This is a genomic window from Clostridium sp. OS1-26 (assembly GCF_030915445.1).
GTDB lineage: Bacteria > Bacillota > Clostridia > Clostridiales > Clostridiaceae > Clostridium_AM.
On sequence record NZ_CP133264.1, the window covers coordinates 1647456 to 1665452 of the forward strand.

Annotated in this window: 13 protein-coding genes and 1 riboswitch; of the genes, 12 read left to right on the plus strand and 1 reads right to left on the minus strand. The window is 31.4% G+C overall.

The features are described 5' to 3' along the window. Window position 1 precedes the first annotated feature (1 nt). The 7 genes from metK to prfB all read left to right on the plus strand — a co-directional run bounded on the left by metK (window position 2) and on the right by prfB (window position 10305). Window positions 2–1177 carry a methionine adenosyltransferase gene (gene metK / locus RCG18_RS08305; protein WP_308040836.1) on the plus strand — a complete coding sequence of 392 codons (1176 nt, stop codon included), beginning with the start codon at window positions 2–4 and terminating at the stop codon, window positions 1175–1177. Window positions 1178–1290: 113 nt separating this feature from the next. Then, window positions 1291–3543, plus strand: a complete 2253-nt coding sequence (locus tag RCG18_RS08310) for an ATP-dependent RecD-like DNA helicase (protein ID WP_308040837.1) — start codon at window positions 1291–1293, stop codon at window positions 3541–3543. Then, window positions 3512–4537, plus strand: a complete 1026-nt coding sequence (locus RCG18_RS08315) for a hypothetical protein (protein WP_308040838.1) — start codon at window positions 3512–3514, stop codon at window positions 4535–4537. The genes RCG18_RS08310 and RCG18_RS08315 overlap by 32 nt, the downstream gene beginning before the upstream one ends. A gap of 5 nt (window positions 4538–4542) precedes the next feature. Continuing rightward, complete coding sequence (locus RCG18_RS08320) at window positions 4543–5190, plus strand: ComF family protein (RefSeq protein ID WP_308040839.1); 648 nt, start codon at window positions 4543–4545, stop codon at window positions 5188–5190. 493 nt (window positions 5191–5683) lie between these two features. Continuing rightward, on the plus strand, window positions 5684–6217 hold the full coding sequence (gene hpf / locus RCG18_RS08325) for a ribosome hibernation-promoting factor, HPF/YfiA family (RefSeq protein ID WP_211143420.1): 534 nt from the start codon (window positions 5684–5686) through the stop codon (window positions 6215–6217). Window positions 6218–6535: 318 nt separating this feature from the next. Beyond that, window positions 6536–9046, plus strand: coding sequence for a preprotein translocase subunit SecA (gene secA, locus RCG18_RS08330; protein ID WP_308040840.1), 2511 nt, complete (start codon window positions 6536–6538; stop codon window positions 9044–9046). Window positions 9047–9197: 151 nt separating this feature from the next. Then, window positions 9198–10305, plus strand: a protein-coding gene (gene prfB / locus RCG18_RS08335; protein WP_308040841.1) for a peptide chain release factor 2 whose coding sequence is annotated in 2 segments (ribosomal slippage) — window positions 9198–9275 and window positions 9277–10305 — 1107 coding nt in all. Because the reading frame shifts where the segments join, the coding sequence is not laid out codon by codon here. A 90-nt stretch (window positions 10306–10395) separates the two neighbouring features. Here the strand turns inward: prfB and RCG18_RS08340 are convergent. Beyond that, the gene (locus tag RCG18_RS08340; protein WP_308040842.1) at window positions 10396–11745 is read right to left on the minus strand and encodes a M28 family metallopeptidase; all 1350 of its coding nucleotides are present in this window, start codon (window positions 11743–11745) and stop codon (window positions 10396–10398) included. 132 nt (window positions 11746–11877) lie between these two features. Here RCG18_RS08340 and RCG18_RS08345 point away from each other — a divergent pair, with 132 nt between their 5' ends. From RCG18_RS08345 to RCG18_RS08365, 5 genes are all read left to right on the plus strand, one after another. Beyond that, window positions 11878–14034, plus strand: a complete 2157-nt coding sequence (locus RCG18_RS08345) for a Tex family protein (RefSeq protein WP_308040843.1) — start codon at window positions 11878–11880, stop codon at window positions 14032–14034. Between the two features lie 72 nt (window positions 14035–14106). After that, window positions 14107–14223, plus strand: a riboswitch (FMN riboswitch). Window positions 14224–14334: 111 nt separating this feature from the next. After that, the gene (locus tag RCG18_RS08350; RefSeq protein WP_308040844.1) at window positions 14335–14958 is read left to right on the plus strand and encodes an ECF transporter S component; all 624 of its coding nucleotides are present in this window, start codon (window positions 14335–14337) and stop codon (window positions 14956–14958) included. Between the two features lie 224 nt (window positions 14959–15182). Further along, entirely contained in the window at window positions 15183–16847 is a 1665-nt protein-coding gene (locus RCG18_RS08355; RefSeq protein ID WP_308040845.1) for a hypothetical protein, read from the plus strand. A gap of 94 nt (window positions 16848–16941) precedes the next feature. After that, a complete protein-coding gene (locus RCG18_RS08360; protein ID WP_308040846.1) occupies window positions 16942–17205 on the plus strand; it encodes an EscU/YscU/HrcU family type III secretion system export apparatus switch protein in 264 nt (87 codons plus the stop codon). Window positions 17206–17216: 11 nt separating this feature from the next. Next, entirely contained in the window at window positions 17217–17903 is a 687-nt protein-coding gene (locus RCG18_RS08365; RefSeq protein WP_308040848.1) for a metallophosphoesterase, read from the plus strand. Window positions 17904–17997: the final 94 nt, after the last annotated feature.

Consider the following 17997-nt stretch of genomic DNA (forward strand, 5'->3'; position numbering starts at 1 on the left):
TATGAGAAGACTTTTTACGTCCGAATCAGTTACAGAAGGACATCCAGATAAGATATGTGATCAAATTTCTGATGCTATTCTTGATTCAATACTAGAACAGGATCCAAATGGTAGAGTAGCTTGCGAAACAGCGGTTACAACAGGTATGGTTATGGTTATGGGAGAAATATCAACTAATTGTTATGTAGATATTCCTAAACTAGTTAGAAAAACTATAGAAGAGATAGGCTATACAAGAGCTAAATTTGGCTTTGACTGTGATACATGTGCAGTAATGACTTCTATAGATGAACAATCATCAGATATAGCTATGGGAGTAGATGAGGCTCTTGAATCTAAGATGGGCCAAATGGATAAGATGGAGGCAATAGGTGCAGGAGACCAAGGAATGATGTTTGGTTTTGCAACAAATGAAACAGCTGAGTATATGCCTATGCCAATAAGCTTATCTCATAAACTTTCAAGAAGATTAGCTGAAGTTAGAAAAAATGGAACATTAGGTTATTTAAGACCAGATGGAAAAACACAGGTTACTGTTGAGTATGAAGATGATAAGCCTGTTAGAGTAGATGCAATTGTAATTTCAACTCAACATGATCCAGAAACAACACGTGAGCAAATAGAAAAAGATATGATTGAACATGTAATAAAGCCAGTTATACCAGCTAACTTACTAGATGAAGCTACTAAATACTTTATAAATCCAACAGGAAGATTCGTTGTTGGAGGACCACAAGGAGACTCAGGATTAACAGGTAGAAAGATCATTGTTGATACTTATGGTGGATATGGAAGACACGGTGGTGGTGCTTTCTCAGGAAAGGATCCAACTAAGGTTGATAGATCTGCTGCATATGCTGCTAGATGGGTTGCTAAAAACCTTGTTGCTGCAGGAGTTGCTGACAAATTAGAGATACAACTTGCTTACGCTATAGGTGTTGCAAAACCTGTATCTATAACAGTTGATACATTTGGAACAGGAAAGATAGCAGAAGATAAGATTGTTGAAATAGTTAATAAGGTATTCGACTTAAGGCCTGCTGCTATTATAAGAGATTTAGATTTGAAAAAACCAATGTACAGACAGGTAGCTGCTTATGGACATTTTGGAAGAACTGATGTAAATGTTCCATGGGAAGGTTTAAATAAAGTTGATGAAATTAAAAGTTTTATGTAATAAATAATTATTAAAGATAAAAAGTTCTTATGTTTGCAGCATAAGAGCTTTTTTTTATAAAAATTAATATCATGTGCTATAATTATAATAAAAAGCAAATTAGGAGAGGTTTTATGCAAGAAATACAGGGGATTGTAGAAGATATAATTTTTCAAAATGAAGAAAATGGGTATGTAGTTGCAAAGGTTAAAGAAGGAAATGAAAGAATAACGATAGTAGGCTGTATACCCTACATAACTGAAGGTCAAAATTTGAAAATTATAGGTGAGTGGGTTTTACATCCTCAATTTGGTCAACAATTTAAAGTACAGTTATGTGAAGAAATAATGCCAAGCTCAATTGTAGGCATAGAAAGATATTTATCATCAGGAATAATAGCTGGAATAGGACCTGTAACGGCTAAAAAGATTGTAGAGAAGTTTGGAGAAGAAACTTTAAATATATTAGATAATAATATAGAAAGACTTAAAGAAATAGAGGGAATTGGAGAGAAGAAAATAGCATTGATTAATGAATCCTATTCCAAACATCATGAAGTAAGAAATATAATGGTTTTTCTGCAGACTTATGGCGTTACTCCTAATCAATGTGTAAAAATACATAAGAGATTTGGTGGAGACTCTATAAAGTTTGTAAAAGAAAATCCATATATTTTAACGGAAGAAATATCGGGTATAGGATTTAAAACAGCTGACAAAATAGCAAGAAGTTTAGGGGTAGAAGCAAACTCTCCTTTCAGAATACAAAGTGGGATAAGATACTTGGTAAGTCAATTTTGTAGCTTAGGAAACACATATATGCCTATGGAGAAGTTAATCAAAGAAGGGATGGACACACTTGGTGTCTCAAAAGACGAGCTTGAGGAAAATATATATGAGAGTTCTGTAAATGGGAAAATAAAGTTAGAAAAGATGAAAGACGAAATATGTGTGTTTTCGTTACCTTACTATTATTGCGAACTTGGTGTTACTAAAAAAATACTTACTTTAGCTCTAAGTAAGTATGATGATATAGGAGTAGAAATAGATAAGGAAATAGAAGAGTTTGAAAGGGATAAGGATATAGAATTTGCGACTTCGCAAAAAGAAGCTATTCGTGGAGCTATAAAGAATGGAATAGAGATAATAACAGGAGGACCAGGTACAGGTAAGACCACTATAATCAACTGTATAACTGAAATATTTGAAAAAGCAAGCTTAAAGGTGTTTATGGGTGCGCCTACAGGAAGAGCAGCAAAAAGAATGACTGAGGCTACAGGAAGGGAAGCTAAGACTATACATAGGCTTTTAGAAATGGGAGTAAGTGAAGGCGATGATGATTTGCTTTTCACAAGAGGTGAGGATGCCCCGCTAGAATGTGATGTTATAATTATTGATGAGGCGTCTATGATAGATATAACACTTATGCATAATCTACTAAAAGCTGTATCTCTCGGAACTAGACTCATAATTGTAGGAGATGTTGATCAGCTTCCTTCTGTCGGACCAGGAAATGTACTTAGAGATCTAATAGAAAGCAAATGTATAAAGGTTGTAAGACTTAAAGATATATTTAGGCAATCCCAAGAAAGTATGATAGTTGTAAACGCTCATAAAATTAATGCAGGAGAAACACCTGCTATTAATAAAAAAGATAAGGACTTCTATTTTATAAAATGCGAAGAACCAAACAAAATTTGTGATACTGTAATAGAGCTTATAGATAAAAGATTGCCTAATTTTAATAAGCTTTGGAATAAAATGCATCATATTCAAATATTATCACCTATGAGAAAGGGTGTACTAGGAATATCTAACTTAAATAAAAAACTTCAGGATATTTTAAACAAAAAAGATGTAAATAAAAAAGAAAAGGAATTTAAAGATGTAGTATTTAGAGTTGGAGACAAGATAATGCAGACTAAGAATAATTACTCACTAAAATGGGTTAGAATTGCAGGAGAAGGTGAGAATGAAGGTTTAGGAATATTTAATGGTGATGTTGGTTATATAGATGATATAGATGAAGAAAAAGATACAATAACAGTAGTATTCGATGATGAAAGAAAAGTTATATACGATAGTATATATTTAGATGAGATTGATTTAGCTTATGCTATAACAATACATAAAAGTCAAGGAAGTGAATTTCCGGTAGTTATCATACCCATGTTTATGGGGCCGCCTTTATTGATGAACAGAAATTTACTTTATACTGCTATTACAAGAGCTAAACAACTGGTTGTTTTAGCAGGAGACATGAAAGCTATGCAATTTATGATAAATAATAATAAAAGTTTTGAAAGATATTCACTATTAAAATTTAGAATAATGGATATAATGGAGAGTGAAGTAAATGTTCTTGTTAAAGAGGAAGAATCTAGATGATGAAAAAGAGAAAATTGGAGATTTGATATTGAACTGGAGTAGAGGGTATGAACGCTTCTTAAATGTAATATCACTTCCTTACAATTCATCAGAGATATTTCTTAAAACAATACAGGACTATGCTAGAAGAGGGAAAAGTGTAATTTATATTACAAATGAGGAATCAGGAAGTATTAATATATTAGAATTAATAAAAAGACATACAGATTTTAGGGATTATGCCTATATAAGAAAATCAAAAACAAAGTTAAGTTCAAGATTAAAGGTATGTAATTTTATAAATGCTTCAACTATAGATGAAAAATTTGATTTGATTATTTATGATGATATAAGAAGCTTCCCAACTTACAATAAGTATGAAATACTGGATTTGGTATCTAGAATATCTAAAGAGGATACTAAACTTATAACTTATTCAATAGAGAGTGTATTAAAAAATGAAAGAGAAATAATTTTGCCTGTAAAAGATAATAGAAGCCCAATGGTGGAGCCAAGGACGATATTAACAAGAATAAACATAAATAAGGATATACCATTTGTAGTATATGAATATTTAAAATGGTTTTTAGATTGCGATAAAAGAGTTGTCATATGTGTACCTGATGAAGAAAAATTAGAGAATGTATATTTTTATATAAATAATTATTGTCGGAATCTGAATAGAAATATAATATGTTTTGCAAAAGACAAATTAAATAAAAAATTAATTGCAAACCTATCAAAAATGAAAAAGACGGTACTTATTACAAATGATTTTGAACAAACCTTTTGCAATATAAACGATTCAAATGTTATGGTATACTTCGCTAATGACCCTGAGTTTAATTATAAAAAATTGATATATTTTTGTGGAAGCGTAGGACGAGGAGAGAAAGATTCGAAAGGAGAAGTTATATTTTTAGCTAATGAAGAAACAGAAGACATGGAGAGAGCAAAAGATATAACAAGAAATTTCAATAAAGAGGCATGGGAAATGGGATTATTAAGATTTTAAAGTTTATGTGGGATTGTGTACTTCAAGTAGTATATGACGATGATGAGAAATGTATTTTATGTGAGAAGGAGTTGTACAACTGCAATTACATATGTGCAGACTGTGGAAAAAGAATAAAATTCTGCAATGATCCTTTTGATATAAAATTTAATAATATAAAAATTACAAGTTATAGTGTATCATACTACTCAGGGACAATGATGGAATTGGTTCTAAAGCTTAAATACAAAAGTAATTTTAGAGCAGGAGAAACTATAGCTAACTATATGATAGATTTAGTTAAAAGAAAAAACCTAAAATTTGATTTCATAGTATATATTCCTATGACTAAAAGTGCTATGAAAAAGAGAGGATATAATCAAAGTAGATATCTAGCTAGAATAGTAAGTGATAACTTAAATATACCCATGATTGACTGTTTGAAAAAGATTCATCAAACAGAAGATCAAATAGGACTAAATCATGATGAAAGATGGGAAAATATGCAGGAATGTTTTAAGTTTATTGATAAAATTAATATAAAGAATAAAAGAATTTTAATAATTGATGATGTCATAACAACTGGAGCTACAGCGTTCTATTGTGCTTATGAACTTATAAAAAATGGAGCGGAAGAAATTACTGTATTGACTGGAGCTAAAAGTAAGGTATAATTATTATATTGAGTTAGGTTTGTGGTTGAAAGTCGATGCCAGTCGCAGGCGAAACGATCCACGTAAGTTGAATAAAAATGTTTAACGAGCATGGTGCGGCTTAGAAGTAAGTCCTGCCGCTAAAAGCGAGAGGGTAAGTAGTGAGAGGTTAATTCTGGGTAGCAAAAGCTCCAGCAGGCGAGTGTGGGGTCAAAGACCAGGTCAACTGACTTAATAATAAAGTTCTTAATCTTAATAGATTAAGAACTTTAATTTTTTTTGACTTTTGAATATAATATTAGTGTAAAGAAAAAGCAAAGGATAAATAATGTTAATTAATAATATTAATATTTTGTGTAATATTATGTGAATTCACAATAATCCTATTGTAATTTTCCTCAAACAGTATTAAAATAGAGTTAACAAAAGTTTAATCTATATCCATAAAAATATATTTTTGGTATAGATTTTAAACAGTAGAGTTATTCATAAAGATAAGGAAGGGGCTGGAAATATGAGGATAACAGTAAGTGGAAAAAATATTGAGGTGACTGAGGCTTTAAGAAATACAGTGGAAAAAAAGATGTCAAAACTAGAGAAGTATTTCAACCCTGATGTAGAAGCACACGCTACATTAAGCGTGGAAAAAAATAGACAAATCATGGAGGTGACTATCTCTGTTGGAGGAATATTATTCAGAGCAGAGGAAGCACACGATGATATGTATGCATCTATAGATATAGTTGTAGATAAATTGGAAGGGCAAATAAGAAAACAGAAGACAAAACTTCAGAGAAGAAATCATATGGAGTCACTAAGATTTCAATATATACCTGATTTTAATCCAGAGGAACCATCAGAAGAAAGCAAAATAGTAAAGACTAAAAGATTTGCAATTAAGCCTATGTCAGCAGAAGAAGCAGTACTTCAAATGGAGCTTTTAGGACATAACTTTTTCGTATATAAGAATGATGATGATGATGGAGAAGTGAATGTAGTTTATAAAAGAAAAGATGGGAATTATGGTTTAATAGAACCTGAATTTTAGAAAAGAGGAAGCTAAATGCTTCCTCTTTTAAAGTTAAGATCTATTTGAATGTGCCTATAGGGTACTAGAACGGAAGTTAAATCTCTAGTTAGTTTTCCAATAAGATGTTTAAAATGCAGGATATTGTAAATAATTAACTTTGTAAAAATTTTATAATAATTGTAAAATATTATTTGTAACATAGTTAAATTTTAAAAGTTGTAACAAATTTTAAAACTATGATAAAGTATTATCCATAGAAGTTGAATAGCTTTTAATTAGATGATATAATCTATAAAGTGCATTGTTACAAAATTAATATGGTGAGGATGAAAAAATATGGGTATTTTTCAAAAGATATTTGGAACATATAGTGAAAAAGAAGTAAAGAGAATAATTCCTATTGTAAATAAAATAGATTCATTTGACTCTCAAATGCAAAGTTTAAGCGACTCAGAACTTAGAGCTAAGACAGATGAATTTAAAGAAAGATTGGAAAAAGGAGAGACATTAAATTCAATTTTACCTGAAGCTTTCGCAGTAGTTAGAGAAGCTGCATGGAGAACAATAGGATTAAAGCATTATAGAGAACAATTAATCGGAGGAATAGTTCTTCATCAAGGTAGAATATCAGAAATGAAAACTGGAGAAGGTAAAACGCTTGTAGCAACTGCTCCAGCATATTTGAATGCGTTGACAGGCAAAGGAGTTCATATAGTAACTGTTAATGACTACCTTGCAAAAAGAGATAGAGAGACAACGGGACCGGTATATGAGTTCTTAGGACTTAAAGTTGGTGTAATTCTTCATGAATTAGATCAATCACAAAGACAAGAGGCTTATAGATGTGATATAACATATGGAACTAACAGTGAATATGGATTTGATTATTTAAGAGACAACATGGTTATATATAAAGAGGAAAGAGTTCAAAGAGGACTAAACTTTGCAATTGTAGACGAAGTTGACTCTATATTAATAGATGAAGCTAGAACTCCTCTTATAATTTCTGGTGAAGGTGAAAAATCTACTGAGTTTTATAAAATAGCAGATTATTTTGCCAAAACTTTATCTGAAGAAAAGGACTTCACAAAAGATGAAAAAGCAAATGCTGTAATCCTTACAGATGAAGGTATTAAGAAGGCAGAAGATTTCTTTAAGCTAACAAACTACGCTGATCCTGAGAATATGGAAATACAACACCACGTAGTTCAGGCGCTAAAGGCTAACTATATGATGAAGAGAGATAAGGATTATATGGTTAGGGATGGCGAAGTTATGATAGTAGACGAATTTACTGGAAGAATGATGGAAGGTAGAAGGTACAGTGATGGTTTACACCAAGCTATAGAAGCTAAAGAAGGCGTTAAAGTAGAGAGAGAATCAAAAACTCTTGCTACTATAACATATCAGAACTACTTTAGAATGTTCAATAAGCTATCAGGTATGACAGGTACAGCACTAACAGAAGAAAACGAATTTAGAGAAATATATGGATTAGACGTAATTGTTGTTCCAACTCACAAACCGATAGCAAGAGAAGATATGCCAGATGTAGTATATAAAACTGCTAAAGGTAAGTTTAAAGCTATAGCTGAAGACATAGTTGAAACTTATAAGAAAGGGCAGCCAGTTCTAGTTGGTACTGTAAGTATAGAGAAATCAGAATTACTTTCTGATATGCTAAAAAGAAAAGGAGTTCCACATCAGGTTCTTAATGCTAAGTATCATGAACAAGAAGCGGAGATAATAACTGGTGCAGGTGAAAAGGGTACAGTTACAATAGCAACTAACATGGCTGGTCGTGGTACCGATATTAAGCTTGGAGACGGTGTTGTAGAGCTTGGCGGACTAAAAATCATAGGTACTGAAAGGCATGAATCAAGGAGAATTGACAACCAATTAAGAGGTCGTTCTGGACGTCAAGGAGACCCTGGACTATCAAGATTCTATGTATCATTAGAGGATGATCTAATGAGAATATTTGGTTCAGATAAACTAAAGGATATAGTTGAAAAGCTTGGACTTGGTGATGATGAAGCTATAGAAAGCAAAATGGTAAGTGGTGCTATAGAAAATGCTCAAAAGAAAGTTGAAGGGAATAACTTTGATATAAGAAAAACATTACTTCAATATGATGATGTTATAAATAAACAAAGAGAAATTATGTACAGACAAAGATCAGAAGTTCTAGAAGGTGAAGACTTAAAGGATCAAATCTATCAAATGCTTGAAGATATAGCTTCTTCCGCAGTTGAATCACATATCTCTGGTGTAGAAGAAGAATTTGAAAATGACTTAGCTAAACTGATAGATTTTATGGAAGAGCTATATGTGCCAAAGGATTCAGTTACAGTTGAAGAATTGTCAAACTTACTAAATGATGAGATTAAAGATAAGTTTGTAGAAATAGGCCAAGGAATTTATTCACAAAAAGAAGAAGAATTCACATCAGAGCAAATGAGAGAAATAGAAAGAGTTGTTCTTTTAAGAGTAGTTGATACAAAGTGGATGGATCACATAGATGACATGGATCACCTTAAGAGAGGAATAGGTTTAAGAGCATATAAGCAACAAGACCCTGCTCAAGCCTACCAATTTGAAGGTAGCGAAATGTTTGAAGAAATGATATACAACATTAAGCTTGAGACTATAAAATATTTATTCCATGTTCAAATTCAAAAAACTCCTGAAAGAGAAAGAGTTGTAAAAGAAACTCATACAAATCAGGTTGATGATGATTCAGTGAAGAAACAACCTGTAAAAAAGGAAAAAACTACAGGAAGAAATGATCCGTGTCCATGTGGCAGCGGGAAAAAATACAAAAACTGTTGTGGAAGATTTGAATAATATTTTAATGTCGTTTTGCTTAAGCAAAACGACATTTGTTTACTAAAATTTAATATCAGGCATCTTAAAAAAGTAATTAGTGAGTATAATATTTTATTCCAGATGCCTTAGTCTAATTGTTTATTCTTTATATTAAGAGGAGAGTGATTAAATGCTACTTCAACTAGAAGAAGCCTTAAATGAAATAGGTGGCTTAAAAGGAGCCATTAATGAAATAAGGGGTTCACTTTGACATAGAAAATAGCAAAAATAAAATAGAAGAACTTCAGAAAAAAATGCAGGAACCTGATTTTTGGAGTGATGTAAACAAAGCTCAGGAAGTAACTGGAGAAGAAAAATTCTTAAAAAATAGATTGGATAGATATAAGGAATTAGAAGAAAGAGTAGAAGATATTGAGGTTCTTACTACACTGGCAATAGAAGAAGCGGATCTAACGACCTCAAAAGAAATATTAAAGGAAGTAAAGGCATTACAGGATGATGTAGATAGATTTAGGATAGAAATATTGCTGTCAGGAGAATATGATAAGAACAATGCCATAATATCTCTTCATGTAGGTGTTGGAGGAACTGATGCCCAAGACTGGACAGAGATGCTTTTAAGAATGTATACAAGATGGGCTGAAGGAAAAGGATTTAAGATAGAAACTATAGATTTGATTCCTGCAGATGATGCTGGTATTAAAAGTGCCGATTTAAGGATAGTTGGAGAATTTGCTTATGGATATTTAAAAGCAGAAAAGGGAATTCATAGACTAGTTAGAATATCGCCTTTTAATGCCAATGGTAAGCGACAAACTTCTTTTGCTTCTGTGGAGGTTTTGCCTGAGCTTACAGCAAATCAAGATATAGAAATAAGACCAGAAGACATTAAAGTAGACACTTATAGAGCAGGGGGCGCTGGAGGGCAGCATGTAAATAAGACTGAATCCGCGATTAGAATAACTCATATACCAACAGGAATAGTAGTTCAGTGTCAAAATCAAAGGAGTCAGCATCATAACAAGGATGAGGCCATGAAAATGCTAAAGTCTAAGCTTGTAGAACTAAAGGAAAGAGCTCATAAGGAGAAAATTGAAGATTTAACTGGGGAGCTAAAAGATATTGGGTGGGGAAGCCAAATAAGGTCCTACGTTTTTCAACCATACACTTTAGTTAAAGACCACAGAACAGGCGTTGAAAATGGAAATATAAATGCTGTTATGAATGGAGAAATAGACGAATTTATAAATGAATATTTAAAACAAAATACAAACTAAAAGAAGCAATATAAAAATATGCGACATAACACCTTGTAAAAACTGTGTCGCATATTTTTTATATTACGAATTGAGCAATCGCTATATAATCTATATATTGTTTTTGCGTGTAGGTTTAAATAAAATCGCTAAGCTTAAAATAGTACATGTTAAAGAAACCCAAAATATTTGTTTATAATATAAAATAAATAAATTGTTGTTAAAGCCATAGTTGATCACTTCTTCTGATGCTACTTTAAAGCATCTGTCTATGGAATCTGTGTTTATGAAATTAGCCTTGTCATTAGGGGTATGAATTTTAGATGAATCTGCATCGGATAAAGTTATAGCATCGATATTTTGCTTTCGAAAGTATTCATGGTCACTAGCATCTTCAAATAGATAATTAAAACTGATTTTATCCTTCTTACAAATTAGTGAAGTTTCTTTTATAAGAGGACTGTCCTTTGTATCCTTCTTTCCTCCCATTATGTGAAGCGGTATGGAATTATTTCCACCTATCATATCAAAATTAAATATTTTAGCACCTTTAAGGTTGTCCTTATATTTATCTGCAAAAGCTTTCGAGCCCAGACATCCAAATTCTTCAGCATTGAAACCGACAAATAATATATTTCTATCAGGTTTTCCTAAAGAACTTATATATTTACTCATTTCCATTACAAAAGCGATTCCTGAAGCATTATCTAAGGCACCGCTGTAAACTTTCCCAGAAAGATCCGAGCCTACATGGTCAAAGTGTGCAGAAAGAACAATTGGAGGAGAATGTGGGTCTTTACCTTCTATATATGCAGTAATATTATTTAAAGATGTTTTTTTAGCTTCAAAAGGTATAGAACAATTTATGCTATAATTTTTGCTTAAGTAGTTTTTTAATTCATTAAAAGTGTCTTTAGTAATCATAATATACATGCTATAAGGTGCAGAGCTTATAAAAGAACTTCTAAAGTTAAGCGTGTTATCTTGAGGTACATAAAATAAAAAATAATCATTATCCTTTTTAACTTGAATATGGCCGTCAAGAACTTCAACTTTATCATACTTGCTAAAGTTTAAATTATTTTTTCTGAAGTTCAGTAAATCTTCTTTAAAATCTATTCCATAGTTAAATTCTTTAATCAAAAATCCATTTTCATCAGTAATGTTTAAGTAAGGTTTTTCGGAAATTTTATGAGGATAAATTGCGTCAAAACTTTGAAGATAATTACCATTATAGGGCTTCAATCCAGCATCTTTGAAAGAATCCTTTATATATATAATTGATGCTGCATTTTCAATACTTCCAGCGAGTCTGCCTTTAAAGTTATCAGAAGATAGATATTCTATATTCTTTTTAACTGAATTGTGGCTAAATACATGTACTTTAGAATAAATATGAAAGCTAAGGCCTAGAAAAATAAAAGATATTATTAGGAAAAAATAAGTCATGTGTTTTTTCATAGTAACAACCTCTCAAGAAAAATATATCTTTAAAATATATATTAATTTGCAAAATACTATATAACTGTTATAATAATTTTTAGCCAATAATTTCAAAAATTGCTTTAAAATTTAATGGGCGTGGAGGTAAATATGAATAATATAGTTGAAAGATTGATACAAGAGTTAAATTTAAATAGAAAACATGTAGAAACTGTCATTGACCTTTTAGATAGTGGGAATACGGTTCCTTTTATAGCTAGATATAGAAAAGAAATGACTGGAGAGATGAGTGATATAACTCTCAGAACCCTTTCAGAAAGACTTACATACTTAAGAAACCTAGAGGGAAGAAAAGAAGATGTTATAAGACTTATCGATGAACAAGGGAAGCTTACAGATGAATTAAAGACAACTATAATGAGATGCGACACTTTAACAGAAGTAGAAGATATATATAGACCATATAAGCCTAAAAAAAGAACCAGATCCATTATTGCAGAAGAAAAAGGATTAAAACCTTTAGCTGAAGTTATTTGGAGTGGTGAGTTTAAGGATGATATAAAGCAATATGCAGCTGAATTTATAAATGAAGAAAAAGAAATGAAGACAGCAGAGGAAGCTTTGCAAGGAGCGATGGATATTATTAGCGAAATAATATCAGATGAGGCTGAGTATAGAAAATGGATTAGAAACTTTATTCAAAACGAGGGCTTAATAGAAACAAATGGCGAGAGCAAGGAATCAACCCCTTATGAGATGTATTATGATTATAAAGAAGCTGTAAAAGGCATACCACCGCATAGAATTCTCGCAATTAATAGAGGTGAAAAAGAAAAGATACTTTCAGTAAAAATAACTGCGAATATGGATAAAATTATAGAGTACTTAAAACAAAGGTGTTTAAAAGATAATAAAAATACTGATACATATATAGAAGATAGTATTAAAGATTCCTTAAAAAGATTAATATATCCATCGATAGAAAGAGAAATAAGATCAGATCTTACAGATAAAGGTGAAGAAGGAGCTATAAAAATATTTAAAGCAAACCTAAAAGCACTATTAATGCAGGCTCCAATCAAGGGTAAAATAGTATTAGGTTTTGACCCTGGTTTTAGAACTGGATGTAAAATAGCTGTACTTGACGATACAGGAAAGCTATTAGATACTGCAACAGTTTATGCGACTTCATCTCAAAATAGTGTTGAAGAAGCTGTGAAAATTTTAAAGGAATCAATTTATAAACATGATGTAGGTGTTATATCTTTGGGAAATGGAACAGCGAGCAGAGAATCAGAAGAGGTTATAGTAAGAATTATAAAAGAAGTTAAGGCAGAAAAGAATAGAGATATTTATTATGTTGTAGTATCAGAAGCTGGAGCTTCTGTGTATTCAGCATCGGAATTGGCTGCAAAAGAGTATCCAGATATCAATGTTTCATTAAGAGGAGCTATATCTATTGGAAGAAGACTTCAGGACCCATTAGCAGAGCTTGTAAAAATAGATCCTAAGTCTATAGGGGTCGGGCAGTATCAACATGATGTTGCTCCTAAAAAGTTAGATGAATCGTTAAGCGGTGTAGTAGAAGACTGCGTAAATAGTGTAGGTGTAGATTTGAATATAGCAACGCCATCTCTTTTATCATATATATCAGGAATAAACGCAACTATTGCTCAAAATATTGTTCTATATAGAGAAGAGAATGGAAAGTTTAAAAGTAGAAAAGAACTTTTAAAGGTAAAAAGATTAGGAGCAAAAGCATTTGAACAATGTGCTGGATTCTTGAGAGTAATGGAAAGTAAAGAACCTTTAGATAATACTTCTGTACACCCAGAATCTTATGACGTAGCAAAAGGACTATTAACGACTTTAGAATATACTTTAGATGATTTGAAAAACAACAGGCTTATAGATATAGAAGAAAGGGTTAAGGAATCAGGGATAGAGAAACTAGCAGAAAAGTTATCAGTTGGTGTTCCTACTCTTAATGACATAATAAAAGAAATAAAAAAGCCAGGAAGAGATCCAAGAGAAGAATTACCTAAGCCTATATTGAAGACTGGAATTATAGATATAACTCAATTAAAGCCGGGTATGTCATTAATGGGAACTGTGAGAAATGTTGCAGACTTTGGAGCATTTGTTGATATTGGAGTTCATCAAGATGGATTGGTGCATATAAGTCAATTGGCAGATAGATTTATAAAACATCCGCTTGATGTAGTGCAGGTTGGAGATATTGTTGAGGTAAAAGTTCTTGAGGTTGATGAAAAAAGAAAAAGAATAGCTTTAACAATGAAAAAATAATATATTTACTTAGTTTAGATATTGAATTTTTAGAAAACTTGTACTATAATTGAAACGTAAACTTAATAAAGTAATAATCTTCAGGGCGGGGCGAAATTCCCCACCGGCGGTATAGCCCGCGAGCCTTAATTGGCATGATTCGGTTAGATTCCGAAGCCGACAGTAAAGTCTGGATGAAAGAAGGTAAAGTATAATGTAAATTCGCCCTGACTTATAGTCAGGGTTTTTTATTATACTAACACCTCTAAATATGAATGTATGCAGAAGATTATGAAACAATTATATTAGGAGGATGTATATATGAAAGATCAAAAACTAAACAGATTAGTAAAAATATCTATGTTGAGTGTTATAGCATTTATACTTATGTTTATTGAAGTTGCTACCCCATTTTTTCCACCTTTTTTAAAGTTTGATATAAGTGACTTGCCAGCACTAATTGGGGCTTTTGCGCTTGGACCTATAGCTGGAGTAGCAATAGAGTTACTTAAAAATATACTTCATGGTATATTTGTTGGAGGAAGTGCTTTTGTAGGAGAGTTAGCAAATTTCCTTGTTGGTGCAGTAATGGTATATGTATCAGGATATATATATAATAAAAGAAAAAGCAGAGGGACAGCAGTTACTTCACTAATTGCAGGTGCTTTAGCTATGACTGTGGCAGCTAGTGTTCTTAATTACTATATATTCCTACCTTTATATGAAACAGTACTACACTTCCCTATAAATGCCATTGTTGCAATGGGAAACAAAGTTAATAGCAGTATAAAAGACCTTAATTCCTTTGTGATATGGGCAATTGCGCCTTTTAATCTGATTAAAGGTATGTTGGTATCAGTATTAACTATGTTAGTGTACAAAAGCGTATCACCAATACTTCATAAAGAAGGTCAAGAAGAAAGTGATCTTGTTAAAAATAACTAGCAGAAATAATCCGGGTTTTTCCGGATTATTTTTATATATATAGATATTCATTTATATAGAAAAACTGGCTAGAAAGTTAACTTATATAGAGGAATATGTTCCCAAAGCTGAAGCTTGGAAACATATCCCGGCATATAAGTTAACTTTCGGCCAAGTAGCCCTACATAAACTTATAGTTCTGTGCGATAATGTATATATAGGCCAGAATAAAAGGAGTGATTTAAATGGCTGGTATATGGAATATAAATAGTGTTTATGATGTTAATACTAGGATGGTTTCTAGAAAGTTATCTTTTGAAGTTGGCCAAAACTTTTCAGCTAGAATTGTAAATTTAGATAAATTAACTGGAGAGATGCTCTTAAAACTTCTTGATGGGTGGCAATTTTCAGCGAAGCTTCAAGACCCTATGGAAAAGCTACCAGAAGGGCTTATAAGATTTGTAGTTGAAGGCTTTGAAGATGGAAAACTTCAGCTTAAAATATTAAATTCAGATACTAAACAAAAATCATCAGAAAAAGATTCTATTAGTGCGTTTTTAAAAGAGAAAAGCATAAAATTAAGTGATTCAGATTACGATATTTTAAATAAAATGGTAAAGCATAATATAACTCTTACGAAAGAAAATATTTCAGATGTAAAAACTATTTTAGACTTTATGAATAAGATGAAATCTGATGATACAGAGGAAAGTGCTTTCATTGAAAGATATATACAAAGCAAAAATATAAATTTAGAAAGTGAAGAAGGTATTAAAATAAAAAATACTTTAAAGTCATTTTTTAATGAATTAAAAAGCTTAGAATCAGATGATTTATTTACATTTTTTGAAAACAATATAGATTTAACGGAAGAAAACATTAAGAGTTTTAATAATGTCTTTAAGGAGAATTTGACCATATTTAAAGATGTTAAGCAGGTTGAGGGTCAGCTTAAAGGTAGTATTGATACCGATAGTGAATTTGCAGGTACAGATAGCAACTTAGAAAGCATTACACAAAATAATAAAGAGCTATCTAATAATGAAGGTAAAGAAAAGATAGATTTAGGTAGCACATCAGAAGAGCTAGTAAAGTTAAATAAATCAGGTAAAAACAATTTGGCAGTAGAAACAACAGCTTTAAAAGAGTTAAACAATGAGAATGAGGAGCTATCCAACAATACAAATTTAAAGGAACTAAATAATGAAAACGAGGAGTTATCTAATAATACAAAAGTTTCAAAAGAAGTAACTAAGGTTTTATCGGAAAAAGATATAGAAATTACTCAGGAATTAAAGTTAGATGATAGCGTAAAAGATAAAAGCGCATTACCAGTTAAACACCATACTATAGAAGATATATCAAAAGTAATTAAGGAGCAAATAAATGCCAAAACTGAAGAATTAAAAAATACTATAAAAACATTTATAGAGCAAAAAAATGAACTTGATCCTAAGGTATATAATAATGTGATGCAGGCACTAGATAAAAACATTAATGATTTCAAAATATTTAATTCTGTATCAAATCAGTATTATTACCTAGACTTGCCTATAAATATAGAAAAGCATGAATATGAGTGCAAACTCATGATAAAAGATGAAAGAAAAAAGGGAAAGAAAATTGACTCTACCAATGTAAAAATAGCGGCATCTGTAAATACTATTAACATGGGAGTTATAGATGCTTATATAAAAGTTAACAACAACAACATGGATTTAAGTATAAAGTGTGAAGAAAAGTGGATTAAAGTTTTAGATAATGAAAAAGAAAAGATAATGATCAAGCTGCATGAAATGGGTTATAATGTTTATGCTAATGTAAGTGAGAGAGAAAAAGAGATGAATATAACAAGTTGCTCAGAGTTCTTCGGGGACAGTAATCTAAGTGCTATAGATACAAAGGTATAAGGCGCATTAATTTTGTAAGGTTCTAAGTAATTTACAATATAATAAGAACAACTTATAATTAATAGATGCCCCATTTATATTAAGAGGTGTTATAATGAATAAAAGGAAAAAGGCAGCGGCATTAAAATATGAACAGGGATATACGGCACCAGTGGTGACTGCGGCAGGTATGGGATATGTAGCTGACAAGATAATAGAAAGAGCAGAAGAAAATAATGTTCCTATAGTTTATGATGAAGAACTTTCAAGTCTTTTAAGTAATGTAGATGTAGGAGACGCTATACCATTTGAATTATATAATGCGGTAGCCAAGGTAATAGCCTATGTAATGGATGTAGATAAAAATTTAAGCAAATAAGAGGTGGTAAGGTGGCTTTATATGCAATATCTGATTTGCATTTAGATTTAAACGGTGACAAGCCAATGGACGTGTTTGGGCAAAACTGGTTTCAACATGATAAAAAAATAAAGGATAACTGGTTAAAAAAAGTTAAGGATGAAGATACAGTACTTATAGCTGGGGATATATCCTGGTCTATGAAAATAGAAGATGGCATGAATGATTTACAGTGGATTCATAATCTTCCAGGAAGAAAAATAATGGTTAAGGGCAATCATGATTATTGGTGGGTGAGCATCACTAAGCTAAATAATCTTTATGAAGATATGAAATTCATCCAGAACAACTTCTTTGTATACGAGGATTATGCTATATGCGGAACTAGAGGTTGGATTTGTCCGGGAGGAGAAAACTTCAAGGCCCATGATGAAAAGATATATACAAGAGAGCTTTCTAGATTAAGATTGTCATTAGATGCGGCAGTAAAAGAAGGATTCAAAAAATTTATTGTAATGATTCACTATCCTCCTATGAATGAGAAACTTGTAGAATCAGGTTTTGTAGAAATATTTAAAGAATATAGCGTTGAAAATGTAGTTTATGGACATTTACATGGACCTTCGCTAACAAAAGCTTTAAATGGCGAAAAAGACGGCATAGAATATATACTTACTTCAGGTGATTATCTAGATTTCAATCCCATAAAAATTTTATAAGTTTTTATGGGATAATTTATTGACATATATATTTATATATCGTAATATATAAATATAGTGATGAACAAATATATTAAATATAATAGTGAAAAAT

Bases quoted from the DNA above. Each gene is read 5' to 3' on its own strand.
- metK (WP_308040836.1), top strand. From the start codon at position 2: ATGAGAAGACTTTTTACGTCCGAATCAGTTACAGAAGGACATCCAGAT.
- RCG18_RS08310 (WP_308040837.1), top strand. From the start codon at position 1,291: ATGCAAGAAATACAGGGGATTGTAGAAGATATAATTTTTCAAAATGAA.
- RCG18_RS08315 (WP_308040838.1), top strand. From the start codon at position 3,512: ATGTTCTTGTTAAAGAGGAAGAATCTAGATGATGAAAAAGAGAAAATT.
- RCG18_RS08320 (WP_308040839.1), top strand. From the start codon at position 4,543: ATGTGGGATTGTGTACTTCAAGTAGTATATGACGATGATGAGAAATGT.
- hpf (WP_211143420.1), top strand. From the start codon at position 5,684: ATGAGGATAACAGTAAGTGGAAAAAATATTGAGGTGACTGAGGCTTTA.
- secA (WP_308040840.1), top strand. From the start codon at position 6,536: ATGGGTATTTTTCAAAAGATATTTGGAACATATAGTGAAAAAGAAGTA.
- RCG18_RS08340 (WP_308040842.1), bottom strand. From the start codon at position 11,745: ATGAAAAAACACATGACTTATTTTTTCCTAATAATATCTTTTATTTTT.
- RCG18_RS08345 (WP_308040843.1), top strand. From the start codon at position 11,878: ATGAATAATATAGTTGAAAGATTGATACAAGAGTTAAATTTAAATAGA.
- RCG18_RS08350 (WP_308040844.1), top strand. From the start codon at position 14,335: ATGAAAGATCAAAAACTAAACAGATTAGTAAAAATATCTATGTTGAGT.
- RCG18_RS08355 (WP_308040845.1), top strand. From the start codon at position 15,183: ATGGCTGGTATATGGAATATAAATAGTGTTTATGATGTTAATACTAGG.
- RCG18_RS08360 (WP_308040846.1), top strand. From the start codon at position 16,942: ATGAATAAAAGGAAAAAGGCAGCGGCATTAAAATATGAACAGGGATAT.